Source organism: Streptomyces sp. NPDC046557 (genome assembly GCF_040645975.1).
Classification (GTDB): Bacteria; Actinomycetota; Actinomycetes; order Streptomycetales; family Streptomycetaceae; genus Streptomyces.
In genome coordinates this window covers 31,384-56,913 of record NZ_JBEYZH010000008.1, presented here as the reverse complement: position 1 = coordinate 56,913, position 25,530 = coordinate 31,384, and the positions used below count along the sequence as shown (strand labels likewise).

The 25,530-nt window shown below is 71.9% G+C and carries 24 protein-coding genes and 1 pseudogene; 14 read left to right on the top strand and 11 right to left on the bottom strand.

Annotated features, from left to right (window positions below; translation table 11 throughout):
* Positions 1–8: 8 nt before the first annotated feature.
* The 3 genes from ABZ934_RS17280 to ABZ934_RS17270 form a co-directional block, all read right to left on the bottom strand.
* Complete coding sequence (locus tag ABZ934_RS17280; RefSeq protein ID WP_361313486.1) at positions 9–1,145, bottom strand: hypothetical protein; 1,137 nt, start codon at positions 1,143–1,145, stop codon at positions 9–11.
* A gap of 85 nt (positions 1,146–1,230) precedes the next feature.
* Positions 1,231–2,013: an ABC transporter permease gene (locus ABZ934_RS17275; RefSeq protein WP_361313483.1), complete on the bottom strand. Its 783-nt coding sequence runs from the start codon at positions 2,011–2,013 to the stop codon at positions 1,231–1,233.
* Complete coding sequence (locus ABZ934_RS17270; RefSeq protein ID WP_361313480.1) at positions 2,010–2,936, bottom strand: ABC transporter ATP-binding protein; 927 nt, start codon at positions 2,934–2,936, stop codon at positions 2,010–2,012. Before ABZ934_RS17270 ends, ABZ934_RS17275 begins: the two co-directional genes overlap by 4 nt.
* Before the next feature lie 204 nt (positions 2,937–3,140).
* On the opposite strand from ABZ934_RS17270, the gene ABZ934_RS17265 reads away from it, so the two are divergent.
* From ABZ934_RS17265 to ABZ934_RS17230, 8 genes are all read left to right on the top strand, one after another.
* Entirely contained in the window at positions 3,141–3,899 is a 759-nt protein-coding gene (locus ABZ934_RS17265; protein ID WP_361313478.1) for a helix-turn-helix domain-containing protein, read from the top strand.
* Positions 3,896–5,311: a Fe-S cluster assembly protein SufB gene (gene sufB, locus ABZ934_RS17260; protein ID WP_361313475.1), complete on the top strand. Its 1,416-nt coding sequence runs from the start codon at positions 3,896–3,898 to the stop codon at positions 5,309–5,311. Before ABZ934_RS17265 ends, sufB begins: the two co-directional genes overlap by 4 nt.
* Positions 5,312–5,385: 74 nt before the next feature.
* The gene (sufD, locus tag ABZ934_RS17255; protein ID WP_361313472.1) at positions 5,386–6,564 is read left to right on the top strand and encodes a Fe-S cluster assembly protein SufD; all 1,179 of its coding nucleotides are present in this window, start codon (positions 5,386–5,388) and stop codon (positions 6,562–6,564) included.
* Positions 6,564–6,881 (top strand): bifunctional 3-phenylpropionate/cinnamic acid dioxygenase ferredoxin subunit, encoded by a 318-nt coding sequence (locus ABZ934_RS17250; protein ID WP_361137937.1) that lies wholly within the window; start codon positions 6,564–6,566, stop codon positions 6,879–6,881. Before sufD ends, ABZ934_RS17250 begins: the two co-directional genes overlap by 1 nt.
* A 7-nt stretch (positions 6,882–6,888) precedes the next feature.
* Positions 6,889–7,656: a Fe-S cluster assembly ATPase SufC gene (gene sufC, locus ABZ934_RS17245; RefSeq protein WP_266630406.1), complete on the top strand. Its 768-nt coding sequence runs from the start codon at positions 6,889–6,891 to the stop codon at positions 7,654–7,656.
* The gene (locus ABZ934_RS17240) at positions 7,653–8,909 is read left to right on the top strand and encodes a cysteine desulfurase (RefSeq protein WP_361313470.1); all 1,257 of its coding nucleotides are present in this window, start codon (positions 7,653–7,655) and stop codon (positions 8,907–8,909) included. The genes sufC and ABZ934_RS17240 overlap by 4 nt, the downstream gene beginning before the upstream one ends.
* A 37-nt stretch (positions 8,910–8,946) precedes the next feature.
* A complete protein-coding gene (gene sufU / locus ABZ934_RS17235; RefSeq protein ID WP_361313835.1) occupies positions 8,947–9,408 on the top strand; it encodes a Fe-S cluster assembly sulfur transfer protein SufU in 462 nt (153 codons plus the stop codon).
* Positions 9,405–9,749 carry a metal-sulfur cluster assembly factor gene (locus ABZ934_RS17230; RefSeq protein ID WP_030388904.1) on the top strand — a complete coding sequence of 115 codons (345 nt, stop codon included), beginning with the start codon at positions 9,405–9,407 and terminating at the stop codon, positions 9,747–9,749. Before sufU ends, ABZ934_RS17230 begins: the two co-directional genes overlap by 4 nt.
* Before the next feature lie 131 nt (positions 9,750–9,880).
* Here ABZ934_RS17230 and ABZ934_RS17225 read toward each other — a convergent pair whose 3' ends face one another.
* Entirely contained in the window at positions 9,881–10,759 is an 879-nt protein-coding gene (locus ABZ934_RS17225; protein ID WP_361313467.1) for a winged helix-turn-helix transcriptional regulator, read from the bottom strand.
* A gap of 76 nt (positions 10,760–10,835) precedes the next feature.
* Between ABZ934_RS17225 and ABZ934_RS17220 the strand changes: the two genes are divergently transcribed.
* Both ABZ934_RS17220 and dapD read left to right on the top strand, forming a co-directional pair.
* Entirely contained in the window at positions 10,836–12,146 is a 1,311-nt protein-coding gene (locus ABZ934_RS17220) for an MFS transporter (protein WP_361313833.1), read from the top strand.
* Positions 12,147–12,155: 9 nt separating this feature from the next.
* Positions 12,156–13,136, top strand: coding sequence for a 2,3,4,5-tetrahydropyridine-2,6-dicarboxylate N-succinyltransferase (gene dapD / locus ABZ934_RS17215; protein WP_361313464.1), 981 nt, complete (start codon positions 12,156–12,158; stop codon positions 13,134–13,136).
* Between the two features lie 81 nt (positions 13,137–13,217).
* Here dapD and ABZ934_RS17210 read toward each other — a convergent pair whose 3' ends face one another.
* The 3 genes and pseudogenes from ABZ934_RS17210 to ABZ934_RS17200 form a co-directional block, all read right to left on the bottom strand.
* The gene (locus ABZ934_RS17210) at positions 13,218–13,472 is read right to left on the bottom strand and encodes a hypothetical protein (RefSeq protein WP_361313461.1); all 255 of its coding nucleotides are present in this window, start codon (positions 13,470–13,472) and stop codon (positions 13,218–13,220) included.
* A 231-nt stretch (positions 13,473–13,703) separates the two neighbouring features.
* Positions 13,704–14,136: pseudogene (locus tag ABZ934_RS17205) on the bottom strand (GNAT family N-acetyltransferase).
* Between the two features lie 73 nt (positions 14,137–14,209).
* Positions 14,210–16,051, bottom strand: a complete 1,842-nt coding sequence (locus ABZ934_RS17200) for an endonuclease/exonuclease/phosphatase family protein (RefSeq protein WP_361313458.1) — start codon at positions 16,049–16,051, stop codon at positions 14,210–14,212.
* Positions 16,052–16,323: 272 nt separating this feature from the next.
* Between ABZ934_RS17200 and ABZ934_RS17195 the strand changes: the two genes are divergently transcribed.
* The gene (locus ABZ934_RS17195) at positions 16,324–17,862 is read left to right on the top strand and encodes a hypothetical protein (protein WP_361313456.1); all 1,539 of its coding nucleotides are present in this window, start codon (positions 16,324–16,326) and stop codon (positions 17,860–17,862) included.
* A gap of 527 nt (positions 17,863–18,389) precedes the next feature.
* Positions 18,390–19,829 (top strand): alkaline phosphatase PhoX, encoded by a 1,440-nt coding sequence (locus tag ABZ934_RS17190; RefSeq protein ID WP_361313453.1) that lies wholly within the window; start codon positions 18,390–18,392, stop codon positions 19,827–19,829.
* Positions 19,830–19,882: 53 nt separating this feature from the next.
* On the opposite strand, the gene ABZ934_RS17185 is transcribed toward ABZ934_RS17190, so the two are convergent.
* The 4 genes from ABZ934_RS17185 to ABZ934_RS17170 all read right to left on the bottom strand — a co-directional run bounded on the left by ABZ934_RS17185 (position 19,883) and on the right by ABZ934_RS17170 (position 23,399).
* Positions 19,883–20,059 (bottom strand): hypothetical protein, encoded by a 177-nt coding sequence (locus tag ABZ934_RS17185; protein WP_361313450.1) that lies wholly within the window; start codon positions 20,057–20,059, stop codon positions 19,883–19,885.
* A 102-nt stretch (positions 20,060–20,161) separates the two neighbouring features.
* Positions 20,162–21,364 carry a TerD family protein gene (locus ABZ934_RS17180; protein WP_361313447.1) on the bottom strand — a complete coding sequence of 401 codons (1,203 nt, stop codon included), beginning with the start codon at positions 21,362–21,364 and terminating at the stop codon, positions 20,162–20,164.
* Between the two features lie 61 nt (positions 21,365–21,425).
* On the bottom strand, positions 21,426–21,644 hold the full coding sequence (locus tag ABZ934_RS17175; RefSeq protein WP_361313444.1) for a hypothetical protein: 219 nt from the start codon (positions 21,642–21,644) through the stop codon (positions 21,426–21,428).
* Positions 21,645–21,872: 228 nt separating this feature from the next.
* Complete coding sequence (locus ABZ934_RS17170; protein WP_361313442.1) at positions 21,873–23,399, bottom strand: aldehyde dehydrogenase (NADP(+)); 1,527 nt, start codon at positions 23,397–23,399, stop codon at positions 21,873–21,875.
* A 157-nt stretch (positions 23,400–23,556) separates the two neighbouring features.
* Here ABZ934_RS17170 and ABZ934_RS17165 point away from each other — a divergent pair, with 157 nt between their 5' ends.
* A complete protein-coding gene (locus tag ABZ934_RS17165; RefSeq protein WP_361313439.1) occupies positions 23,557–24,369 on the top strand; it encodes an IclR family transcriptional regulator in 813 nt (270 codons plus the stop codon).
* A gap of 129 nt (positions 24,370–24,498) precedes the next feature.
* Positions 24,499–25,503 (top strand): hypothetical protein, encoded by a 1,005-nt coding sequence (locus ABZ934_RS17160; RefSeq protein WP_361313437.1) that lies wholly within the window; start codon positions 24,499–24,501, stop codon positions 25,501–25,503.
* Positions 25,504–25,530: the final 27 nt, after the last annotated feature.

Here is a 25,530-nt window from a genome sequence, read left to right as displayed (position 1 = left end):
GCAAAGTTTCACGAGGGGGTGCCCACGGGTGCGTCCGGGCCGATGACCAGGCGGAACTTGGCGGTGGCCGGGTCGCCCTCCTCGTGCCACCACACCCGCACGCGCCAGAAGCCCTCCTCGCCCGGGTACCGTGCGGAGGCCCGGAACCCGCGGATCAACTCGGCAGCGACCTCCTCGGCCGTACGGTCGCGGACCTGGGACGCGCCGTGCCAGGCCTGCCCCGGGACAGTCCACAGTCCGTCCGCGCCGCGCACCTCGACGCGCCACACCGCCGTCCAGGGCGTGACCTCCAGCATCGTGGCGACCTGCTCGGCCCCCAGGCCCAACCGCGCCGCGATCTCGGGTTCCGGGGCGCCCTGGATCCGGGCGGCCACCACGGCCAGGGGCAGCAGCCGCTCGGGCAGCCGTCCGCCGGCGCGCAGGCGGGCGAGGGAGTCGAAGGTCAGGTGGCGCAGCCGCAGCTCCACCTGGCGGCCGATGTGGTCGAGCGCGGCCTCCGCCTCCTCCACCTCCTCCGGGCCCGGCGCGGAGAGCAGGATGCGACGGAAGCCGGCCTCCGCGTCCACCGCCCAGGCCACCGCGTCCTCGGTGGAGCCCAGCTCGGCGAGCCGGTCCCCGAGGAACACCTCGGCCTGCGCGAGCCCGCGCCGGTTGACCGGATCGTTGCGGTCGAGGGCCGCCCAGACCTCGACGGCGGCCCGGGTCACGTCACGGGCGCGCTCACCGGCCGCCCGTTCCATGGGGCTCGGGCCGTTCTCCCCGGCCGCGCCGAGCGGGTAGCGGGGCAGTCGGTCCCCGTCGCTCAGCGGCCAGGCCAGCCAGACGCCCTGGTTGATGAGGGCCCGGGCGTACCAGCGGGCGTACTCGGGATCGTGCCCGGCCGCGTCCCGGGCGTGCCGCAGCGCCTCCTCGACGGCGGACAGGGCCCCCGCGCGGTCCCCGGCGGCGAACCGGCGGGCCGCGAGGTCACCCAGGCGCAGGCCCAGCCGCGCCGCGCACTCGGCATCGGTGCGTGCGGGCTCGCGCAGGGCGCCGATCAGCTCGGCGAGCAGCCGGTCGCCCTCCCCGGGCTCGGCCTGCGCGGCCCCCGAGCGGACCCTCGCCCACTGCCGGTCCAGCCGCAGAACGGCTTCGCGCTGTCCCATGCCCCGCTCCCCGGTGTCCTGGTGTGCGTCGCCTATGTGCGGCGGCGCCCATCCTCGCGCCCGGACAACGAACGGGGGAAGGGATTCACTCCCAGCGGAAGAAGCGGGCGGCGGCGCCCAGGCCCAGCACCGCCCAGCAGGCCAGCACGGCCGCCTCGCCCCACGGCATCGCCGCCCCCTGCCCGAGCACCTCGCGCAGCCCGTCCGACAGCGCCGAAATGGGCAGCAGCTCCAGTACGGAGCGCACCGCGCCCGGGAACTTGTCCAGCGGCACGATCACCCCGCCGCCGACCAGCAGCAGCAGGAACACCAGGTTGGCGCCGGCCAGGGTCACCTCGGCCTTCAGCGTGCCCGCCATCAGCAGCCCGAGCCCGGAGAAGGCGGCGGTGCCGAACAGGAGCAGCGCGGCGACGGCGAACGGGTTCCCGTGCGGCGACCAGCCCAGCGCCAGGGCGATCACCGTGAGCAGGGCGACCTGGAGCACCTCGGTGACCAGCACCGACAGGGTCTTGGCGGCCATCAGCGCCCAGCGCGGCAACGGGGAGGCACCGAGCCGCTTGAGCACCCCGTAGCGCCGGTCGAAGCCGGTGGCGATGGCCTGGCCGGTGAAGGCGGTGGACATCACGGCGAGGGCGAGGACGCCGGGCGCGAGGAAGTCGACGGACTTGCCGGTTCCCCCGTCGGCGACCGGCACATTGACGATGTCCACGGTCGAGAACAGCACCAGCAGCAGCGCGGGGATGATCACGGTCAGCAGCAGTTGCTCGCCGTTGCGCAGCAGCATCCGCGTCTCCAGCAGGGCCTGCGCCCTGATCATCCGGGAGAGGGGGGCGGCCGCGGAGCGGGGGGTGAACGTACCGGCGCTCATGCGCGCAGCTCCTTGCCCGTGAGTTCCAAGAAGACGTCTTCGAGGGTGTGCCGCTCCACCGTGAGGCTGTCCGGCATCACCCCGTTCTGCGCGCACCAGGAGGCGACGGTCGCCAGCAACTGCGGGTCGACCTCTCCGGTGACCCGGTAGACGCCCGTGCCGAGCTCGGCGGCCTGGGTGCCGTCGGGCAGGGCCTTGAGCAGCGAGGCCAGGTCGAGGGAGGGGCGGCCGGTGAAGCGCAGGGTGTTCTCGGCGCCACCGCGGCACAGCAGCTCGGGGCTGCCGTGGGCGATGACCTTGCCCGCGTCCACGATGGCGACCTCGTCGGCGAGCTGTTCGGCCTCGTCCATGTGGTGGGTGGTGAGGACGACGCCGACGCCGTCGGCGCGCAGTTCCCGTACGAGGTCCCAGGTCGCGCGGCGGGCCTGCGGGTCGAGGCCGGCGGTCGGTTCGTCCAGGAAGACCAGCTCGGGGCGGCCCACGACGGCCATGGCCAGGGCCAGGCGCTGCTGCTGGCCGCCGGAGAGCCGGCGGTAGGGGGTGCGTCCGCATCCGCCGAGGCCGAGGCGTTCCACCAGGCCGGCGACATCGAGCGGGTCGGCGTAGAGGCTCGCCATGTGGCGCAGCATTTCCACGGCCCGGGCGCCGGAGTACACGCCGCCGGACTGGAGCATCACGCCGACGCGTGGCCGCAGGGCCGGGGCCTGGGCGATCGGGTCGAGGCCGAGGACGCGTACGGTGCCGGCGTCGGGGCGCAGGTAGCCCTCGCAGATCTCGACGGTGGTGGTCTTGCCCGCGCCGTTGGGGCCGAGGACGGCGGTGACCGAGGCGTTGCGGACGGTGAGGTCGAGGCCGTCCACCGCGGTTTTCGGGCCGTACCGCTTCACCAGTCCGCGGATCTCCACGGCGGGGTCGTTACTCATGCGGGTGAGTCTACGGAGGGCCGGACGGCCCCCCGGGCCGTGGGGTGAAGGGGGCCGGAACTCGCTCTCACGTGCGGCTTTCGGTGATCTTTTAAGTAAATAAGGTAACCCTTAGTGATGGAGGACACCAGGAGTGGCGTCCGTCACGGCTTGTCTGGCCTCGGCTAATTACGCAACAATGGCGTTGTGAAATACGGCGAACGGATGATCGAGACCCCTCAGGGGGAGCTCGCAACCGGGGAGCGGTCAACCCGCGACCGGGTCGCGCGCTCCATCCTGGACCACGGTCCGTCCACCGTCGCCGACCTCGCCCAGCGCCTCGGCCTCACCCAGGCCGCCGTGCGCCGTCACCTCGACGCACTCGTCGCGGACGACGTGGTCGCACCCCGTGCGCAGCGCGTCTACGGGGCGCGCACCCGGGGTCGGCCGGCCAAGGTCTTCGCGCTCACCGACTGCGGTCGTGACGCCTTCGACCAGTCCTACGACTCGCTCGCCGTGGACGCCATGCGCTGGATCGCGCAGGCCGCCGGCGGGGGCGAGCAGGGAGAAGCGGCCGTCGCCGCTTTCGCCCGGGCGCGTATGGCCGCACAGGCGGAGACCTACCGGGAATCCGTCGCGGCGGCCGCCCCCGAGGGCCGCACCGAGGCCCTGGCCAAGGCGTTGACCGCGGACGGGTACGCTGCTACGGCGAAGAGCGCTCCCGGTCCGCACAGCGGTGAACAGCTCTGCCAGCACCACTGCCCGGTGGCCCACGTAGCCGAGCAGTTCCCGCAGCTCTGCGAGGCGGAGACCGAGGTCTTCTCCCGTCTGCTCGGGACACATGTGCAGCGACTCGCCACCATCGCCCACGGCGACGGGGTGTGCACGACGTTCATTCCGCGAAGCGGAAGCGCCGGCGCCACGGGCGCCGCACAGACCGACACATCAGTATCTGCAAGCACGGCCGGGAGGAACCCCGCATGACCACGGAGACTGCTCACCCTGAGCTCGATGGCCTGGGCACCTACGAATACGGCTGGGCCGACTCCGACGCGGCCGGCGCCGCTGCCAAGCGGGGTCTGTCCGAAGAGGTCGTCCGCGACATCTCCGCCAAGAAGTCCGAGCCGGAGTGGATGCTGAACCTCCGCCTCAAGGGCCTCAAGCTGTTCGGCAAGAAGCCCATGCCGAACTGGGGCTCCGACCTCTCCGGCATCGACTTCGACAACATCAAGTACTTCGTGCGCTCCACCGAGAAGCAGGCCGCTTCCTGGGAGGACCTGCCGCAGGACATCAAGAACACGTACGACAAGCTCGGCATCCCCGAGGCGGAGAAGCAGCGCCTCGTCGCCGGTGTCGCGGCCCAGTACGAGTCCGAGGTCGTCTACCACCAGATCCGCGAGGACCTGGAGGAGCAGGGCGTCATCTTCCTCGACACGGACACCGCGCTCAAGGAGCACCCGGAGCTCTTCCAGGAGTACTTCGGCACGGTCATCCCGGTCGGCGACAACAAGTTCGCGTCGCTGAACACCGCCGTGTGGTCGGGCGGCTCGTTCATCTACGTCCCCAAGGGCGTCAAGGTCGACATCCCGCTCCAGGCGTACTTCCGTATCAATACGGAGAACATGGGCCAGTTCGAGCGGACGCTGATCATCGTCGACGAGGACGCCTACGTCCACTACGTCGAGGGTTGCACCGCCCCGATCTACTCCTCGGACTCGCTGCACAGCGCCGTGGTCGAGATCATCGTCAAGAAGGGCGGCCGCTGCCGCTACACGACCATCCAGAACTGGTCGAACAACGTCTACAACCTGGTCACCAAGCGCGCCGTGGCGTACGAGGGCGCGACCATGGAGTGGATCGACGGCAACATCGGCTCCAAGGTCACCATGAAGTACCCGGCCGTCTACCTGATGGGCGAGCACGCCAAGGGCGAGACCCTGTCCATCGCCTTCGCGGGCGAGGGCCAGCACCAGGACGCCGGCTCCAAGATGGTCCACATGGCGCCGCACACCTCCTCCAACATCGTCTCCAAGTCGGTGGCGCGTGGCGGCGGCCGCACCTCCTACCGCGGCCTGGTCGAGATCGGCGAGGGCGCGTACGGCTCCAAGTCCAACGTGCTGTGCGACGCGCTGCTGGTCGACACGATCTCCCGCTCGGACACGTACCCGTACGTCGACGTCCGCGAGGACGACGTCTCCATGGGCCACGAGGCCACCGTCTCCAAGGTCTCCGACGACCAGCTCTTCTACCTGATGAGCCGCGGTCTGACGGAGTTCGAGGCCATGGCCATGATCGTGCGCGGCTTCGTCGAGCCCATCGCGCGTGAGCTGCCCATGGAGTACGCGCTGGAGCTGAACCGGCTGATCGAGCTGCAGATGGAGGGTTCGGTCGGTTAGTCCGACCACCCCGCATCAGCGGCAATTCTTCGACGCAGGCAGCGCTTTACAAGAGAGTGAGCAACACGACAGCCATGGCTGAGGCTCAGAACATCCCGGCGGGCTCGACCACCGCCGGCGCGATCGCGGTGGCCGCAGAGTCCACCGTCGCCACCCGGATGAGTGCACCCCCGTCCTTCGACGTGGCGGACTTCCCCGTCCCCCACGGCCGCGAGGAGGAGTGGCGCTTCACTCCGCTGGCGCGCCTGCGTGGTCTCCACGACGGCACCGCGGTCGCCAACGGCACCATGAAGGCCCAGATCGACGCCCCCGACGTCGTCACGATCGAGTCGGTCGAGCGCGATGACGCCCGCATCGGCAGGGCCGGCGCCCCCGTGGACCGCGTCGCCGCCCAGGCGTTCTCCTCCTTCGCCAAGGCCACGGTCGTCACCGTGCCCAAGGAGGCCGTCCTGGACGAGCCCGTGCGCGTATCGCTGCACGGAGAGGGTGGCACCACCTTCGGTCACACCGTCTTCGACGTGCAGGCCTTCGCCGAGGCCGTCATCGTCATCGACCACACCGGCGACGGCGTCCGCGCCGCCAACGTCGAGTTCCTCGTCGGCGACGGCGCGAAGCTCACCGTCGTGTCGGTCCAGGACTGGGACGACACCGCCGTGCACTGCTCCCAGCACAACACGCTGGTCGGCCGCGACGCGAGCTACAAGTCGATCGTCGTCACCTTCGGCGGCGACGTCGTGCGCCTGCACCCGCGGATCAGCTACGCGGGCCCCGGCGGCGAGGCCGAGCTGCTCGGTCTGTACTTCACGGACGCCGGCCAGCACCAGGAGCACCGCCTCCTGGTCACGCACGACGCCCCGCACTGCAAGTCCCACGTGGTCTACAAGGGCGCGCTGCAGGGCCAGGACGCCCACGCCGTCTGGATCGGTGACGTGCTCATCCAGAAGAGCGCCGAGGGCACCGACACCTACGAGATGAACCGCAACCTCGTCCTCACGGACGGCGCGCGGGTCGACTCGGTGCCGAACCTGGAGATCGAGACCGGCGAGATCGTCGGCGCCGGCCACGCCTCCGCCACCGGCCGGTTCGACGACGAACAGCTCTTCTACCTCCAGGCCCGCGGTATCCCGGCCGACGAGGCGCGGCGCCTGGTCGTGCGCGGCTTCTTCGCCGAGCTCGTCCACCAGATCGGTGTCCCCGACATCGAGGAGCGCCTGCTCGCCAAGATCGAGGCCGAGCTCCAGGGTTCCGTCTGATGAATTACGTCAAGGCCTGCGCATTGAGCGAGCTGGAGGACAACACCCCGAAGCGGGTGGAGCTCGACGGCACGCCGGTGTCCATCGTCCGCGCCGAAGGGGAGGTGTTCGCGATCAACGACATCTGCTCGCACGCGAACGTGTCCCTCTCGGAGGGCGAGGTCGAGGACTGCATGATCGAGTGCTGGCTGCACGGGTCGTCCTTCGACCTGCGCACCGGCAAGCCGTCCGGCCTTCCCGCGACGCGCCCCGTCCCCGTATACCCCGTAAAGATCGAAGGGGACGACGTGCTCGTCTCCCTCACCCAGGAGTCCTGAGGTATCCATGGCAACGCTTGAAATCCACGACCTGCACGTCTCCGTCGAGGCCGAGAATGGTGCCCGCGAGATCCTCAAGGGCGTCGACCTCACCGTCAAGCAGGGTGAGACGCACGCCATCATGGGTCCCAACGGCTCCGGCAAGTCCACGCTCGCGTACTCGCTGGCCGGTCACCCGAAGTACACCATCACCGGTGGCACCGTGACCCTCGACGGCGAAGACGTCCTGGAGATGTCCGTCGACGAGCGCGCCCGCGCCGGCGTCTTCCTCGCCATGCAGTACCCGGTCGAGGTCCCCGGCGTCTCGGTCTCCAACTTCCTGCGCACCTCCGCCACCGCCATCCGCGGCGAGGCGCCGAAGCTGCGTACCTGGGTGAAGGAGGTCAAGTCCGCCATGGAGCAGCTCCAGATGGACCCGGCCTTCGCCGAGCGCAATGTCAACGAGGGCTTCTCCGGTGGTGAGAAGAAGCGCCACGAGATCCTCCAGCTGGAGCTCCTCAAGCCGAAGATCGCGATCCTCGACGAGACCGACTCCGGCCTCGACGTCGACGCCCTGCGCCAGGTCTCCGAGGGCGTCAACCGCGTCCGCGCGACCGGCGAGGTCGGCACGCTGCTGATCACCCACTACACGCGGATCCTCCGCTACATCAAGCCCGACTTCGTCCACGTCTTCTCGGAAGGCCGCATCGTCGAGTCCGGTGGCGCCGAGCTCGCCGACAAGCTGGAGGCGGAAGGCTACGAGGCGTACAGCACGAAGGGTGGCGCGACCGCGTGACACAGCTGCCTGGCCTCCTCGACATCGAGGCGATCCGCAAGGACTTCCCCCTGCTGGATCGTGTGGTCCACGACGGGAAGAAGATCGTTTACCTGGACAACGCGGCGACCTCGCAGAAACCGCGCCAGGTGCTCGACGCGCTGAACGAGTACTACGAGCAGCACAACGCCAACGTCCACCGCGGCGTTCACGTGCTCGCCGAGGAGGCCACGGCGCTGTACGAGGGCGCCCGCGACAAGGTCGCCGCCTTCATCAACGCGCCGAGCCGCGACGAGGTGATCTTCACCAAGAACGCCTCCGAGTCGCTCAACCTGGTCGCGAACATGCTCGGCTGGGCGGACGAGCCCTACCGGGTCGACCGCGAGACCGAGATCGCCATCACGGAGATGGAGCACCACTCCAACATCGTCCCGTGGCAGCTGCTGTCGCAGCGCACCGGCGCGAAGCTGAAGTGGTTCGGGCTCACCGACGACGGCCGGCTCGACCTGTCCAACATCGAAGAGGTCATCACGGAGAAGACGAAGATCGTCTCCTTCACGCTGGTCTCCAACATCATGGGCACCGTCAACCCGGTCGAGGCGATCGTCCGGCGCGCCCAGGACGTCGGCGCCCTCGTGCTGATCGACGCCTCGCAGGCCGCGCCGCACATGCCGCTCGACGTACAGGCGCTCGGCGCCGACTTCGTGGCCTTCACCGGCCACAAGATGTGCGGCCCGACCGGCATCGGCGTCCTGTGGGGTCGCCAGGAGCTCCTGGAGGACCTGCCGCCGTTCCTCGGCGGTGGCGAGATGATCGAGACCGTGTCGATGCACGCCTCGACGTACGCTCCCGCGCCGCACAAGTTCGAGGCGGGTACGCCCCCGATCGCCCAGGCCGTCGGCCTCGGCGCGGCCGTGGACTACCTGACGGCGATCGGCATGGACAAGATCGCCGCCCATGAGCACGCGATCACCGAATACGCGGTCAAGCGCCTCGCCGAGGTGCCCGGCCTGCGGATCATCGGCCCGACCACGGCCGAGGACCGCGGCGCCGCGATCTCCTTCGTCCTCGGGGACATCCACCCGCACGATGTCGGGCAGGTGCTGGACGAGCAGGGCATCGCGGTCCGCGTGGGACACCACTGCGCGCGCCCGGTCTGCCTGCGGTACGGAATTCCCGCGACGACGCGAGCGTCTTTCTACCTGTACTCCTCTCCGGCCGAGGTCGACGCGCTGATCGACGGGCTTGAGCACGTACGGAACTTCTTCGGATGACGACGAGTCGGACGACGACGAGGCGGACGAGAGCGCTGTGAAGCTGGATTCGATGTACCAGGAACTGATCCTGGACCACTACAAGCACCCGCACGGGCGTGGCCTGCGCGACGGCGATGCCGAGGTGCACCACGTCAACCCCACCTGTGGCGACGAGATCACGCTGCGTGTGAAGTACGACGGGGAGACGCTCACCGACGTCTCCTACGAGGGCCAGGGCTGCTCCATCAGCCAGGCCAGCGCGTCCGTACTGAACGAGCTGCTCGTCGGCAAGGAGCTGGCCGAGGCGCGGAAGATCCAGGCCGTGTTCCTGGAGATGATGCAGTCCAAGGGCAAGATCGAGCCCGACGAGGCCATGGAGGAGGTGCTGGAGGACGCGGTCGCGTTCGTCGGCGTCTCCAAGTATCCGGCGCGGGTGAAGTGTGCTCTGCTGAGCTGGATGGCGTGGAAGGACGCGACCGCCCAGGCACTGGGCGACGCCGAGAGGAAGACGGCATGACCGAGAACGCGACGCCCGAGGCGTCGATCAAGCCGGCCACCGAGGAAGAGGTCCGCGAGGCCCTCTACGACGTGGTCGACCCCGAGCTGGGCATCGACGTCGTCAACCTGGGCCTGATCTACGGCATCCACATCGACGACGCGAACATCGCGACCCTCGACATGACGCTGACGTCGGCGGCCTGCCCGCTGACGGACGTCATCGAGGACCAGGCGAAGTCGGCGACGGACGGCATCGTCAACGAACTCCGCATCAACTGGGTCTGGATGCCCCCGTGGGGCCCGGACAAGATCACGGACGACGGCCGTGAGCAGTTGCGCGCGCTCGGCTTCAACGTCTGAGTTCCGCGTTCGCGAGAGGGCCCCCGGCACGGTCGTGCCGGGGGCCCTCCGTGTTTTCGCCGCCCTTCGTGTTCTTTCCGTGGTCGGTCCGCGTGCGCCGGGAGCTGGCCACGCCCGTCGGCGCGGGCCGCTCAGGGGCCGTCGGCGCGGACGGCGGCGAGGGCGGCCCGGACGCTCGCCTCGATGTCCCGGATCGGGTAGAGCACCTCGCGCACCGTCCGCTCCCGGTCCACGACCAGGGTCAGCCGCTTGATCCGGCTCGTCCCCGCCGCCCGGAAGGTCGGCAGCCGAAGCGCCGCGACCAGTTCCAGGTCCGCGTCCGAGAGCAGCGGGAAACGCAGGCCCTCCGCCTCCGCGAACTCCTTCTGCTCGTCGGGGCGTTGGGTGGAGACCCCGTGCACCGTCGCGCCCGCCGCCGTGAACTGCGCGAGTTGGTCCCGGTAGGTGCACGACTCCAGCGTGCAGCCCTTCGCCCCCGGGATCCCCGCCCAGCCCGGCGGGTAGGACTCCGCTCGGGCGTACGCGCCCGGGAAGCAGTACAGGACGGTGAACGGAGTGTCGGCCACCGGGTCGCGCGCCTCGCCGAAGCGGTCCGGCAGCAGCAGCTCCGGCAGTCGGGTGCCGCGCAGCGCGTGGACGCGTACCGCCTCGCGCGAGGATTCCGTCGTCGTCGCCGTCATCTCTCCCTCTCCGAGGATCCAGGTGTCGCCCCAGTCCTGGAGGGCGACCAGCACCGGCAGTAGGCCCCGCCCGCGCGGCGTCAGCCGGTACTCGTACCGGACCGGGCGGTCCTGGTACGGCACGCGCGCCAGCACCCCGGCGTCCACGAGCAGCTTCAGCCGCTCGGCGAGGACCTTGCGGGACATGCCCAGCTCCCGCTGGAACGCCTCGAAGCGGTGCACGCCACGGGCGGCGTCGCGCACGATCAACAGCGTCCACCAGTCCCCGACGACGTCGAGGGCCTGGGCGATGGAGCAGTCCGCGTCGCCGAGGGTGGTGCGCTGGGCCATGGGAACTCCTTTGTCCGTTGACCCGAGGCTGTCATGCTGGCATAGTCCGTTCCCAAAAGGAACTGACTCGGGGGTGGTGGCTGTGCCGCAGGGGTTCGGGAGGCCGGGGTTCGGCGGGTCGGCGTTCGGGGACGTGCCGAGGGTCGTGTGGCTGCTTGCGGCGGGAGTGTTCGTCAACGCGGTCGTCAGCTTCACGTTCGTCTTCGTCTTCCTCTACCTCTCGGGTCCGCGCGGCCTCGGCCCGGCGCAGGCGGGTGTCGCCGTCGGCGTCGGAGGCATCGGCATGGTCGCCGGGAACTTCACCGGCGGCTGGTACGGCGACCGTTTCGGCCACCGCCGGGTCCTCCTCGCCGCCGCCGGCCTCGGCGGGCTGACCCTGGTGAGCCTTCCGCTGCTGCCCACGCCGCTGCTGTACGCCGCCCTGCCGGTGGCCCAGTACGCCTCGGGCGTGATCCGCGCGGCGAACTCCGCGCTGGTCGCCGTGACCGTGCCGGAAGGGTCCCGCCGACAGGCGTTCGCCGTGGTGCGCTGCGTCTCCAACGGCGGCTTCACCCTCGGCCCGCCCCTGGGGGCCCTCGTCGCGACCGCCCTGTCCTACGACTGGCTCTTCGTCGCCGACGGCTTCGGCAGCCTCCTCTTCGCCGTCTGGACCGCCCGGGTCGTCCCCGCCCGCGGCGCCTCCGTGAAGCCCGCCGCGGCCCCGGACGGGGGTCGGGGCCGCGGCGTATGGGGGGAACTGCGGGCGAGGCCGGCCGTGCTCGTCCTGCTCGGCGCGATCCTCGTCACCGACCTCGTCTACCGCCAGCAGTACGGCACCTTCCCGGTGTTCCTCGCCGACCACGGTCTCGACGTCGGCGCCTTCGGGCTCGTCATCGCGCTCAACGGCGGCGTCATCCTGCTGCTGGAGCTGCCAGCCGCCGTCGCCCTGCGCCACCGCCCCCCGCTGCCCGTCATCGCCACCGGCCTGGTGCTCGTCGGCGCCGGGTACGCGGCGCTGCTCGGCGGGGCGGGCGCGGCGAGCGCCGTCGCCATGATGGTGCTGCTGAGCCTCGGGGAGATCCTCTACAAGACCACCGCCACCGCCTACGTGGCCGACCAGGCGCCGGAACACGCGGTCGGCCGGTTCCAGAGCCTGTACGCCGGGGTCTCGATCAGCGGCGTCGTGTTCGGCGCGCCGCTGGGCGGGGCCCTGTACTCCGCCGCGCCGGGGCTGCTCTGGCCGCTGTGCGCCGCGCTGGCGGTGGGTGCGGGTGGGGCGGTGTTCTTGGCGTCGGCACGGCAGGCGCGCGGAGGTGACGCCCGAGTGGGGGACGCCCGTCGCACCGGGGGACGGGAAGCGCGCCCGGCACATGAGACCGGTTCGCGACGCGAGCCCCTGGCCGGTTAGGTTTCGGATATGACTGCTACGCGTACCACCGGCGCCGTCGCCGCCGGACTTGCCACCCTCGCCGCCGACGGCACCGTCCTCGACACCTGGTTCCCCGCCCCCGAGCTGGTCGCCGAGCCCGGCCCGGCCGGCACCGAGCGCCTCACCGCCGAGCGGGCCGTGGAACTGCTCGGCGAGGCCGCGCCCAAGGCCCTCGGGCCGGACGCGCGCCGCGGCGTCGAGGTCGTAGCCGTCCGCACCGTGATCGCCTCGCTCGACGACAAGCCGCTGGACGCCCACGACGCGTACCTGCGCCTGCACCTGCTCAGCCACCGCCTGGTCAAGCCGCACGGCCAGAACCTGGACGGCCTCTTCGGCCTGCTGGCCAACGTCGCGTGGACCTCGCTCGGCCCGGTCGCCGTCGACCAGGTCGAGACCGTCCGGCTCAACGCCCGCGCCGAGGGCCTGCACCTCCAGGTCACCTCGATCGACAAGTTCCCGCGGATGACGGACTACGTCGCCCCCAAGGGCGTGCGCATCGCCGACGCCGACCGCGTCCGCCTCGGCGCGCACCTCGCCGAGGGCACCACCGTCATGCACGAGGGCTTCGTCAACTTCAACGCCGGAACCCTCGGCACCTCCATGATCGAGGGCCGCATCTCGGCCGGTGTGGTGGTCGGCGACGGCTCGGACATCGGCGGCGGCGCGTCCACCATGGGCACCCTCTCGGGCGGCGGCAAGCAGATCATCTCGATCGGTGAGCGCTGCCTGGTCGGCGCCGAGGCGGGCGTCGGCATCGCGCTGGGCGACGAGTGCATCGTCGAGGCCGGCCTCTACGTCACCGCCGGCACCCGCGTCACCCTGCCGGACGGCCAGATCGTCAAGGCCCTGGAGCTCTCGGGCGCGAGCAACATCCTCTTCCGCCGCAACTCGGTCACCGGCGCCGTCGAGGCCCGCCCGAACAACGCGGTCTGGGGCGGCCTGAACGAGGTCCTGCACAGCCACAACTGATCCGGCCCGCCCGGCCGTACGCGCGAACGCCCTCCCACACCCCCGAGCGGGGTGGGAGGGCGTTCGCGCGGGACGGGGTCCTCAGTGGAGGGCGATGGTGCGGATCAGGCCGGCGAAGGCCCGTTCCTCCTCCTCGGTCAGTTCGACCGTCTCCATCGGGTGGCCGGCCGGGCCGCGCTGGCCCGGGATGGCCGCGAGGCCCTCGCGGGGGCCGGGCTCGGGGTGGTGGAACCTGCCGTCCCACAGCATGTGACCGAGGCCGATGACCCAGACCAGCGCGGCCACGAGCAGCACGGCCAGGCCGATTTCCTGGGCGAGGGAGACGGAGGGGAACACGCGGTCCTCCAGGAGTGCGGGGGGACGGGATCGGGCGTGGGCCTGGCGTGCGCGCGGCGCGGGTCGCACGCGTCGGGCGCGGGTCGGGCGTCGGGTCCGGCGTAGGTCCGGCGGGTCGAGCGGGTTCCGGCGTGGGGATACTCAACACCACAACCCAGGTCGAATGGGTGCGGATGTGGCCGGCGTCACGTCAGGGACGAAACTCCTCATCTCGCCCCCCTCCGCGCGCGCTCAGTCCGTCAGCGACAGCTTGAACCCGTCGTGACTGCGGGTGAAACCCAGCCGCTCGTAGAAGCGATGCGCGTGGACCCGGCGCTTGTTGCTGGTCAGCTGCACCAGAGCGCAGCCGCGCTCCCGGGCCCGTGCCACCGCCCGCTCCATCAGTTCCGTGCCCAGCCCGTCCCCCCGCCGCTCGGGGCGCACCCGTACCGCCTCGATCAGCGCCCGCTCCAGGGCCGCCCCGGCCGAGACTCGGGATGTACGTCAGTTGGAGGCAGCCCAGCACCCGGTCGCCGTCCGCCAGGACGAGCATCTCGTTGCGCGGGTCCGCCCCGATGGCCGCGAAGGCCCGCTCGTGCGCCTCGGTGACCCGGGCGTCGTCGCCGTCCGCCAGGAGGGCCAGGATGACGGGAAGGTCGGCACGGGTCGCGGTGCGGAGGATCATGGCGGCAGTGTGGCAGGCGGCCCGGGCCGGAGAGCACCCGGGCCGCCCACGGCCGACGGTCCGCGGACCGCGGTCAGGGGCGGAAGCGCAGCACCTGCGGGTCGTGGTCGCTGTTCTGGGCGGAGAACTCGGCGTTGATGTGCACGCTGTCGTAGGAGAAGTTCTTCACCGCCGGGCTCGTCAGGATCTGGTCCAGCACCTGCGCGTTGCCCTGGTAGACATAGGAGTAACGTTCCGCCTTCGGCAGCGACTTGATCGCCGAGTACAGCGCGCCGCCGTCCTCCAGCGCCTTCGCCGTCCCCGAGAACTCGAAGTCGTTGATGTCGCCGAGCGCGAGGACGTCGGCGTTCTTCTCCGTCGCCAGGATGTCCTTCACGAAGCCGTTCACGGCCTGCGCCTGGAGCAGCCGCTTGGCCTCCGAGGACCGCACCGGAGGCTGGTGCGCGGAGGTCAGGCCTTCGTCGCCGCCCTTCGAGGTGAAGTGGTTGGCGATCACGAAGACCGTCCGGCCGCGGAAGACGAACTCGCCCGCCAGCGGCTTGCGGCTGTCGGTCCATGCCGGGTTGGCCGGGTCGATCCGGCCGGGGGAGTGGGTCAGCGCCGCGTGGCCCTTCTCCGTCGTCACGCCGGTCGCGGTGGTGGAATCGCCGGCCGCGCGGTCGGTGAAGGAGACGCGGGCCGGGTTGAACAGGAACACCTGGCGGATGTTGCCGCCGGGCTCGCCGCCGTCCTTGTTGTCCTCCGGGTTGACGGTCCGCCACTGGTAGGCGGGACCGCCCGCCGCCGCGATGGCGGCGGTGAACTTGGTCAATGTCTGCTCCGCGGAGACGGTGCCGTCGTTCTTGACGCCGTTGTCGTCCTGGATCTCCTCCAAGGCCACGATGTCGGGGGAGGCGAGGTTCTCGACGACGGCCTTCGCCAGGTTGTCGAACTTCGTCTGCGGGTCGGACGGGTCGAGGTTCTCGACGTTGTACGTGGCCACCGCCAGCTCGCCCGGAGCCTGCGTCTTGGTCTTCTCGGGGGCGAGCGTGCCCGCCTGGACCTGCCCGAGGGTGCGCGCGACCAGGGTGTAGCCCCCGAACTGGTTGTAGTCGAGGGGGCCCTCGGTGGTGCCGGTCAGCTTGTCGCCGACGTTCGCCACGGGGAAGGGCTGCTGCGCGAGCGGCGCGAGCTGCTGGACCTGGAGACGGCCGGTGTTCTGGGACTCGTACGAGCCGTAGAGCGTGCCGCCGCGCTTGGCGGTGTTCTCCCAGCCCTTCACCGTGACCCAGAGCTCGGCGTACCGGTCGGTGGCGCCGACGACGCGCGAGGTGCCGATGCGGACGTTCATGCCCTCCAGGGACTCGTAGTAGTCCAGGGCGTACCGCGAGGGCTCCAGCGTCAGGCCGTTGATGCTGCCCGCGGCGGCCGCGTCGCCGGCCGGGGCGTACTCGGCGGGGACGCTGTACTCGTTGACCGCGATGGCCTCGGGCAGCGCGTTGCCGGAGGAGACCACGGTGACGGCCGGCTTGGAGATCTGGGTGACCGACTGGTTGCCGGAGGAGTTCCCGCCCGGGATGTACTCGCCGACCGTGCCGTTCACCTTGACGGCGTCGCCGACCGCGACGGTCGGGACCGAGCTGGTGAACACGAAGATGCCCTCGCTGGTGGCCGCGTCGTCGTCGGCGTCCGGGTCCTGCATCCAGAAGCCGCGCGAGCCGTACGTGCGCACGCCGGTGACGATGCCCTCGACACCGGTGACCTGCTTGCCGTTGAGCGGGGATATCCGGGTGGTGCCCTGGATGTCGTGGATCCGGACGGGATCGGCGGACGCGGCGCCCTCGGCCGCGTCGGCGGAGCCCGCGAGCAGGCCGGTGGCCAGGGCCGTGGCGACGAGGGCCGCGATGGCGGCGGAACGGGGGTTCGAGGAGCGCATGGTCAGGAACTCCGGTGTGTGGAGGGGGAACCCGAAGGACCGCGGGTGCCCGGAATGGTGTGCAGGGTTTGGGGTTGGGGCCTTCGCTATGTCTACGCGCGTCAATTTCCTGTGTGGGACGTGAAGTTGTCAAGGTCTCCAGGGAAGACGGCATCTGACTGTGGGATGAACCAAAGGTGTTGGCCCCCTGGACGTGCCCGAAATGCGTCTACGCTGGGCGTCGCCGTTCGGCCCGACGGTCCCACCACCGCGTCCCCGAGGAGAACCGCCCCATGTCCGCAGAGCCGCACCCCACGCTGCCGCCGGTACGGCTGCACTCCGATGCGGAGCTGGCCCGCGACGCCCTCGTCACACCCCTGTTCGCCCGGGCCGTGCGCCTCGCGCGGTGGGCCGGGCCCGACACGCGCGTCGAGATCGGCGGCGAGCTGGCCGCCGACCAGTTGCCGCGGGCCGCGACCGTACTCGGGTTCGACGCGGCCGACCCGGACGGCCCGATGTATGCGAGCCGGGCCTGGCGGGTGGCCGTCGACACCGGGCTGGTCGACGTGACCGAACCCGAGCCCGAAGCCGAACCCGATCCCGAAGCCGAAGCCGAAGGCGAACCGGAATCCGGCGCCGCCTCCCAGGGCGGCGGCGCCGGTGAGCCGGAGCACGGGACCGCCGCGCCCGGGGAGGACCTCGCGCTGATCGGCGGGGGCGCGCCCGCCGACGTACTCAACCTGTGGCTGGCCGCCTTGGACACCGTCCTCGCGGATGCCGCCGTACCCGAGCTGGACGACCTCGTCGACGCGCTGGAGGACGGCGGGGAAATCGACTTCGACCGCCTCGACTGGAACCCGGCGCGCGAGGCGGACTTCCTGGACGGGGTCCTCGCCAACCTCTACCTGCTCACGGTCGCGGAGGGCGGCGCGGGGGAGAGCCCGGTGCCGCTGCCCGTCCTCGCCGCCTCCATGGTCGTCCCCGACGACATGGGGGAGCCGACCGACGCGGTGTTGGAACAGGTCTCCGACGCGATGATGCGCCTCGACGACCAGTTCCGGCAGCTGGAACCCATCGGGCTGGTCGAGTTCCGGCCCGTGGACGAGGAGCTGATGGCGGAGGCGGACGACGAGGAACCGCTCCCGGACCCGGCCGAGGTGGACGAGGACGACATCGCCCGGTACGGCATGGTGCGGCTGACTCCCCTCGGCCTGTACGGCGTCCGCGCTCGCATGCTCGAAGCCGGGGTCGAGGCGCCCGCCATCGGTGAACTGGCCGACAAGGGCGCCGACGCACTGCTGGACGCCGTCTCCCACTACCCGGAGCACGCGGCGCAGGCCGAGATGGAGCAGTGGCTGGCCGGACGCGAACTGTCGTCGGCGGCGGCCGAACTGCTCGACGCGGCGCGGGGCGACGACGAAGGGGCCCCGCTGCGCCGACTGCGCTGCCAGCAGGCACTCGCCCCGGCCGGACCGGCGGCGGAACCCGCGGTCCGGGCGGTACTGGGGGACCCGCGCCTGGGCGGGCTGGCACGGGTCTGGCTGGCCGAGCGGGGGGCGACGGACGTACCGGCCCCGGACGGGGCGATGGTGTTCTGGCTGACGGTCGACACGATCGCGGCGCAGCTCGCGGCGGACGGGGAGGCGGACGAACTGCCGCTGCTGATGGGGAGCCTGACGGGACACCACGCCGGGTTCTTCGACGAGGTGTGGCGGGTGGAGCACCCGGCGACGGCGGACGTTCTGGAGGCGATGGGCCGCCTGCACCCGGACAAGAAGGCGGCGAAGGAAGCCCGCAAGGCCGCCTTCAAGGCCCGGTCCCGCCGCCGCTGACGGGGCGCGAGGGGTCCCTGGCCGGTTCGAGGCTGGGCGTTGCGCGACGGAGCGGCCCCGACCCCACGCCCGGGGGTCCGCCCGGGGGCCCGACTCCCGGGCGGACCCCCGGGCCGTTTGCTTTGTCGGCTCGGACGGCCCGGGCGGCGTACCGCTGGAGTCGGGTTCGCCGGTCCCGGACCAGGTGTGCTCCCGGCCGCCGGAGCGGGCGTGGGCGCCGGGTTGGCCACAGGTATCGGTCCGGGTGTCCCGGGAGCGGGGGGCTCGGGGCGGGGCCTCGGGCGGCGGGGGCACCGGTTCCTGTTCCGCGCCCGACGGCCCCGGCGGCTCGCCGCAACGGCAGGGTCCGGGCCCGCGCCGCAAGGGGGTACAACGAGCCGACGTACGGCCGGAGTTCGCCATTCCGGGCGGCGGGCAAGGCACAGTCCGGCGTCGGGGGTAGTTCAGCCGGCGTCCACGTGCGGGCGCGAGCGTGTGCGCCGACGACCGTACGACAGGCGCACCACCGCCCATCCCTTGGAGCCACGATGCCCCTCAGCCGTAGAGACTTCACCTCCCGCACCGTCATCGCCGGTGCGGGAGTCGCGCTCACCGGCACCGTCGGCGCGCTCGCCACCGCCCCCGGTGCACTGGCGGCCGACGACACCGCGCGGCACGACGAGAACGGTCACCCGCGCGAGCCCGGCTACGGCCCCCTCGTCTCCGACCCGGCCGGAATCCTCGCCCTCCCGGCCGGTTTCACGTACCGCGTCATCACCCACAGCGGCGTGACGAAACTCGACTCCGGCGAGAGCACCCCCTCCAACCACGACGGCACGGCCGCCTTCGAGGGCGCACGCGGGGTCACCCTCCTCGTCCACAACCACGAGTTGAAGGGCCCCCGCTCCGGCTGGGCCCACCCGGTCCCGCTCACCGAGGGCCTCGTCTACGACCCCGCGGCCTCCGGCGGCTGCACGGTCGTCGAGGTCCGCCGCGGCGGCGAGGTCGCCGAATGGGTCGGCATCGCCGGTACGTCCACCAACTGCGCCGGCGGCGCCACTCCCTGGGGCACCTGGCTGACCTGCGAGGAGAGCGAGGACTTGGCCGGCAAGAACGGGATGACCAAGGACCACGGCTACGTCTTCGAGGTCGATCCGCACGACCGCCGTGCCAACCGCGACCCTCAGCCCGTCAAGGCGTTCGGGCGGTACGCGCACGAAGCCGTCGTCATCGACCCGCGCCAGGGCAACGCCTACCTCACGGAGGACGCATCCGGCCCCAACGGCCTGCTCTACCGCTGGACCCCGCCGCACGGCTTCCGCCACGGACGCGGCAAGCTCCGTACGCTCGCCCCCGACGCGGGCGTGCTCGCGGCGGCCAAGTGCTTCGACAGCTCGGGGCGGTTCGTGGACGACCTCTCGCGCGCGACGCGGACCGGCACCGTGTACGGGGTCGACTGGGTGGAGGTCCCGGCCCGCGACGGGCGTACGACGTCGGTGCGCAAGCAGTTCGGGGCGGACGCCGTGACCCGGGCGCGCAAGCTGGAGGGCATGTGGTGGGCCGACGGGGGCGCGTACTTCGTCTCCTCCTATGCCCGCTCCGAGAGCCCGGGCCCCGCGCACGACGGCCAGGTGTGGTTCTACGACCCGAGGCGCCGCACGATCCGGCTGATGGTCCTGTTCGGGGTGAACCCCGACCCGTCCAAGGAGGGTGCCTTCGACGGCCCCGACAACATCACGGTGTCCCCGTACGGCGGTCTGGTCATCGCGGAGGACGGCGAGGGCGTCCAGCACCTGCTCGGCGCGACGGAGTCGGGCCGCACCTATCCGCTCGCCCGCAACGAGATGAACACGGGGACGGCCGAGAACCCCGAGTACTCGGAGTTCACCGGCGTCTGCTTCGCACCGGACGGGCGCACGCTGTACGCCAACATCCAGGAGCCGGGGATCATGCTGGCCATCACCGGGCCTTGGCGGCGCGCCCGCTGAGGACGCCGACGGACGGCGCGGCCGGGCCGATACGGCCCGGCCGGTTACCGGCCCTACTGGGCCGGGGCGGCCTCCGCGCGGGACGCCGCGGCCCATTCCTCAAGCAGGAATTCGTACGCCTCGGAGGGCCACTCGTCGTCCACTCGGGTCTCGACGAGGTGCCGGATCGCCGCGTTCGCCTCTGCGGCGGACGGGCGGGCCGGACCCGCGGGCTGGAGTGTCTTCTGCATGGTTACAAGGCTACGGGCGGCCACTGACAGTCACCTCCGATTTAGAGGTGTCATCGCTCACCCGGTCTCGGCACCGGTCGCGCCACGTGGCCGCCCACCTGCTCAGAGTGCTTCCGAGGCGGGCTTGACCATGCCCCGCACTGTGCGGGACTTCACAAAGTCGCCCATGGCCGTCATCTCCCACTCGCCGCTGAACTGTTTGATCAACTTGGCCATCATGACGCCGGTCTGCGGCTCCGCTCCGGTGAGGTCGAAGCGGACCAGTTCCTCGTCGCTCGCGGCGTCGATCAGCCGGCAGTAGGCCTTCGCCACCTCGCTGAACTTCTGGCCGGAGAAGGAGTTGACCGTGAAGACCAGGCCCGTGACCTCGGCGGGCAGTCGGCCGAGGTCCACGACGATCACCTCGTCGTCCCCGGCCCCCTCACCGGTCAGATTGTCACCCGAGTGCTTGACGGCGCCGCCCAGGATGGACAGCTTGCCGAAGTAGCAACTGTCGATGTGGTTGCGCTGCGGACCGTAGGCGATGACGGACGCGTCGAGGTCGATGGCCCGGCCGCCGAACGCGGGCTCCCAGCCCAGGCCCATCTTGACCTGGGAGAGCAGCGGGCGGCCGCCCTTGACGAGTGAGACGGTCTGGTTCTTCCGCAGGTTGACCCGCCCCTTGTCGAGGTTGATCTTCCCGGTGCCGGCGGCCGGTGTGGCGGCGGGAGCGGGGGCGGCAGCGACCGGGGCAGGGGCGGGCGCCGACGGCATCGGCGGGGCAACGGCCGAGGGCGCGGCCGTGGGCATCGGCGGGACGGCCGTAGCCGGCTCCTCCTCGACCGTGACCCCGAAGTCCGTGGCGATGCCGGCGAGACCATTGGCGTACCCCTGGCCCACGGCACGCACCTTCCACACGCCGCCGCGCTGGTACACCTCCACCACCACGAGGGCGGTCTCGGCGCCGAGCCGCGGCGGGGTGAAGGTGGCGATCACCGTGCCGCTCACGGCGTCCCGCACGGTGGCGGTGGGCTCGATGCCCTGGAAGTTCTGTCCGGCGGCGTCCGGACTCGCCGTGACGACGATCCGCTCGATCCCCGGCGGGAGGGCGGAGGTGTCGACGGTGATCGAGTCGGGCGCCGAACCGCCGCCGGACCGGTAGTCCACACCGGGTCCGGACGGCTGGTTGTAGAAGATGAAGTCGGCGTCCGAACGCACCTTGCCGTCCGCCGTGAGGAGGAGTCCCGACACGTCGAGCCGCACCGGGGCAGCCACATCGACCGTCACACGGACGGTATGGAGCGGCAGATTGGAACCAGGGGTCATAGCGGTCATGCCGGGAGAACGACCGACACCGCTTTGCCGTTCCCTTACCTCGCAAGACTTCTCAGCCGCGGTTGCGCGGGTGGTTCCGAGCCGTGCGCTCGTTGCCGAACTTGTACGCGCCGGTCCAGCGGGCCATGACGAGTTGGGGGCCGCCGGACTCCACCTCGGCGAGGAACTTCCCGGCCCGGGCCCCCCGTAGGGTGCCCGCGGCGCGACCCCGGTGCGTGATGACGACGCAGTCGCCCTGTTTTTCGTACGTGAACCCGTGCGGCTTCGGCATGGGCGGCAGCCTGCCCTGCCCGGGGCGGAGGTGGCAACGGATTCGGGCCGCCTCCGCGAGCGCGCCGGAACCTCCCGCGGTCGACCGGCCCGGCCCGCCGCCCGGCGGCCTCCGCCCGGACCCGCCGCGCCCGCCCGGACCCGCCGCGCCCGCCCGCCGCGCCCGCGCCCGCCCGCCGCCGTCCGCGCACCCCCGGCCGCCCGCCGCAAGCCGCCCGTCGGACGCCCGTCAGCCGCCCGTGACCCGCCGCGGCAGGCCGAGCGGGTTGCCCTCGCGCAGCTCCGCCGGGAGCAGCGCGTCCGGCACCGATTGGTAGACCACCGGCCGCAGCCAGCGCTCGATGGCGGTGGCGCCGACCGAGGTCGAGTGTGAGGTCGCCGCCGGGTACGGGCCGCCGTGGTGCTGGGCCGGCGCCACCGCGACCCCGGTCGGCCAGCCGTTCACGACGATCCGGCCGGCCAAGCCGGTGACCCGCTCGATCAGTTCGGTGGCCGGTCCGGGGGCCCCCTCGGCCTCGGCCGTCGAGAGCTGGAGGGTGGCGCTCAGGTTCCCCGCGAGCCGGCCCAGCACTTCGGCCGGCTCGCGCCCGTCCGCGTACCGGACGACGACGCCGACCGGGCCGAAGCACTCCTCCAGGAGCACCTCGTAGGACGGCCCGCCGTCGAGGAGACTCCGGGCCGGCACGCTCAGGTACCCGGGGGCGACGGCGTGTTCACCGGCCGGGCCGGGTGCGACGGGCGCGTCGACGCCGGGCAGCGCCGAGCGCTCGCGGACGCCGGCGACGAAGGCGTCCCGCATCCGGTGGTCCAGCAGCACCCCCGGCCCACTCTCGCCGAGCGCCTTGCCGAGCGCGGCGGTGAGGCGGTCGCCGTCCGGGCCCTCGGGGAGGAGGACGAGCCCCGGCTTGACGCAGAACTGGCCCACCCCGAGCGTGAGCGAGCCCGCGAGCCCCGCTCCGATCTCCTCGGCGCGCTCGGCGACCGCGGCCGGGGTGACCACGACGGGGTTCAGCGAGCCCAGTTCGCCGTGGAAGGGGATCGGCACGGGACGGGCGGCGGCCGCGTCGAACAGGGCTCGCCCGCCCCGGATGGAACCGGTGAACCCGGCCGCCGCGACGAGCGGGTGGCGGATCAGCTCCAGCCCGGCCCCGAAGCCGTGGACGACCGACACGATGTCGGCCGGCAATCCGGCGCCCACCGCCGCCCGGCGCAGCAGGGCGGCGCACAGTTCGGAGGTGGCCGGGTGGTCGGGGTGCGCCTTGACCACCACGGGGCATCCGGCGGCCAGCGCGCTCGCGGTGTCCCCGCCGGGCACGGAGAAGGCGAGCGGGAAGTTGGAGGCGGCGTAGACGGCGGTCACGCCCAGCGGCACCTTGTAACGGCGCAGGTCCGGGCGCGGCGGAGTCAGTGACGGGTCGGCGTGGTCGACGCGGATGTCGAGGTACGCCCCCTCGTCCACGGCGTCGGCGAAGGCCCGCAGTTGGCCGGTGGTGCGGGCCAGTTCGCCGGTGAGGCGGCCGGGCCCGAGGGCGGTCTCGGCCTCGGCGGTTTCGACGACCTGGTCCGCGGCCCCGTCCAGCAGGTCGGCTGCCCCGCGCAGGAAGGCGGTCCGGGCGGCGCGGTCCGCCAGCGCGCCCCGGGCGGCGTGCGCCGCGCGTACGGCCCCCTCCACCTCCCGGGGTGTGGCCTCCACCGCAACCTGACCGTGTTGCTTCCCGGTGCGGGGGTCCACACTCCAGACTGGTGTTGCTGCCATGGCGCACTGCCTCCTGGATCTACGCTGACCCGCGCGGTGTCGTCGTTCAGTATTCTGAACGCCGTTCCGAAGGATGAATGATCACATCCAGCGTGGACTCTATTTCCGCGTCTTCCCGGTTGACAAGGGAAACGAGACAAGAGGGGCACGAAGGCCGATGACCACAGGTGAGTCCGGGGCGTCAGGGGACCAAGGGGCGGAAGCGGGCGGTTCGGGGGCCCCGGCGGCCGTCAAGTCGGCCGTGCGCACGGTCATGTTGCTGGAACACTTCGCGGCCCGGCCGGGACTGCACAGCCTGGCCGACATCCAACACGACCTCTCGCTGCCCAAGTCCAGCCTGTACATGCTGCTGCGCACGCTGGTAAACCTGGGCTGGGTGGAGACGGACGCGACCGGCACGCGGTACGGCATCGGCGTACGGGCCCTGCTGGTCGGCAGTTCCTACATCGACGGGGACGAAGTGGTCGCGGCGGCCCGGCCCACCCTGGACCGGCTCTCCGACGACACGACCGAGACGATCCACCTGGCCCGGATGGACGGGACGAGCGTCGTCTACCTCGCGACCCGGCCGTCCCAGCACTACCTGCGGCCCTTCACCCGTGTCGGCCGGCGGCTGCCCGTGCACTCGACGGCCCTCGGTAAGGCGCTGCTGGCCACGCACACCGACGACGAGGTGCGGGGGCTGCTGCCGCGGCGGCTGGAGGCGGTGACCGAGCACACCATCACCGACCGGGATCGGCTCGTGGACGAGTTGGCACTGGTGCGGGAGCAGGGCTACGCGGTCGACCGGGAGGAGAACACCCTCGGACTGCGCTGCTTCGGGGTGGCGGTGCCCTACCGCACCCCGGCGCGGGACGCGGTGAGCTGCTCGGTGCCGGTCGCCCGGCTGACGCCGCAGCACGAACAGGCCATCAAAGCAGCCCTGTTCGAGGCCCGCGACCGGCTGTCGGTGGTGACGCGCCGCATGTGAGGCGGCGGACGCGGGGGTCCTCCCACCGGGCGGGGTCCTCCCCCGGGCGGGGGTTTCTCCCCCGGACGGGGGAGGCGGTTCCCCTTCACGGGGGAGGTGGTGGGGCGGCGCGCACGCGACCGTTGGGTCATGACCACACGAGCGGTGCACACGAGCGAGACGACGTACACGGCGCGGCCGCCGGCCGGCGGTCCGGGGGCCTCCCGTCCCGGGGCCGTCGGACGGGTACTGCGAGCGGCGGCCCTGGCCGCCACCGTTCCCTACCTGTGCCTCAAAGGCGCCTGGCTGGCGGGGAGCCGCATCGGGATACCGGACGGCAGCGTGCTGCTGGGGCCCGGCATGTTCTTCGAGGTGGCCAATGCCGTCACCCTGGTCATGGACTCGGCCGTCATCGTGCTCGTGCTGGTGTTCACCCGTTCCTGGGGCATACGGGTGCCGACCTGGCTGCTGACCGTCCCGGTGTTCATCGCCACCGGACTGCTCGTCCCGATCGTCGTGGCCTTCCCCGCCCAACGCCTCATGGGAGTCGCGGGCCTGGGTCCGGACGCTGCCGCGGAGGCGGCCAAGGAGCCCTTCCTCGACCCTTGGGTGTTCAACGTCGTCTACAGCGGCTTCATCGTGCAGGCCATAGCCCTGGCCGGGTTGTTCGTCCCCTATGCGCGGGAGCGCTGGGGCAGCCGGTGGCAGGGCGTCCTGGGGGAGCGGCTCCCGTCACCCACGGGGGTGGTGGCGGGAGCCGCGGCGCTGACGGCCGTGGCCGTGGCAGCCGTGCAACTCTTCTGGGCCTTCGGCGGCACGGCCGGGCTCAGCGCGTCACAGATCGCCCGGTTCGATCCGCAGACGGGCGCGGTGTCCGCCACCCATGCGATATGCGCCCTGGCCGCGGGCGCGGGCGCGGTGAAGCTGGCCCGGGGCGGAGCCCGACGGGCCCGGGGGGCGCTCGCCGTGGCATGGACCGGCTCGGCGGCCGCGGCCTGCTGGGGCCTGTGGCTGTTGATCGCCTCGACGGGTGCCACCGATCCCGAGGAGGCGGTCACCATCGCGATGGTCCTGACCTACGCTGGCCAGATGATCACCGGCCTGCTCGCCGCCGTGGTCCTGGCCCGGTTCCTCGCCTCACGCCGCACCGCGTGAACGGACCGGCGCGGGCGGGAGAGGGCC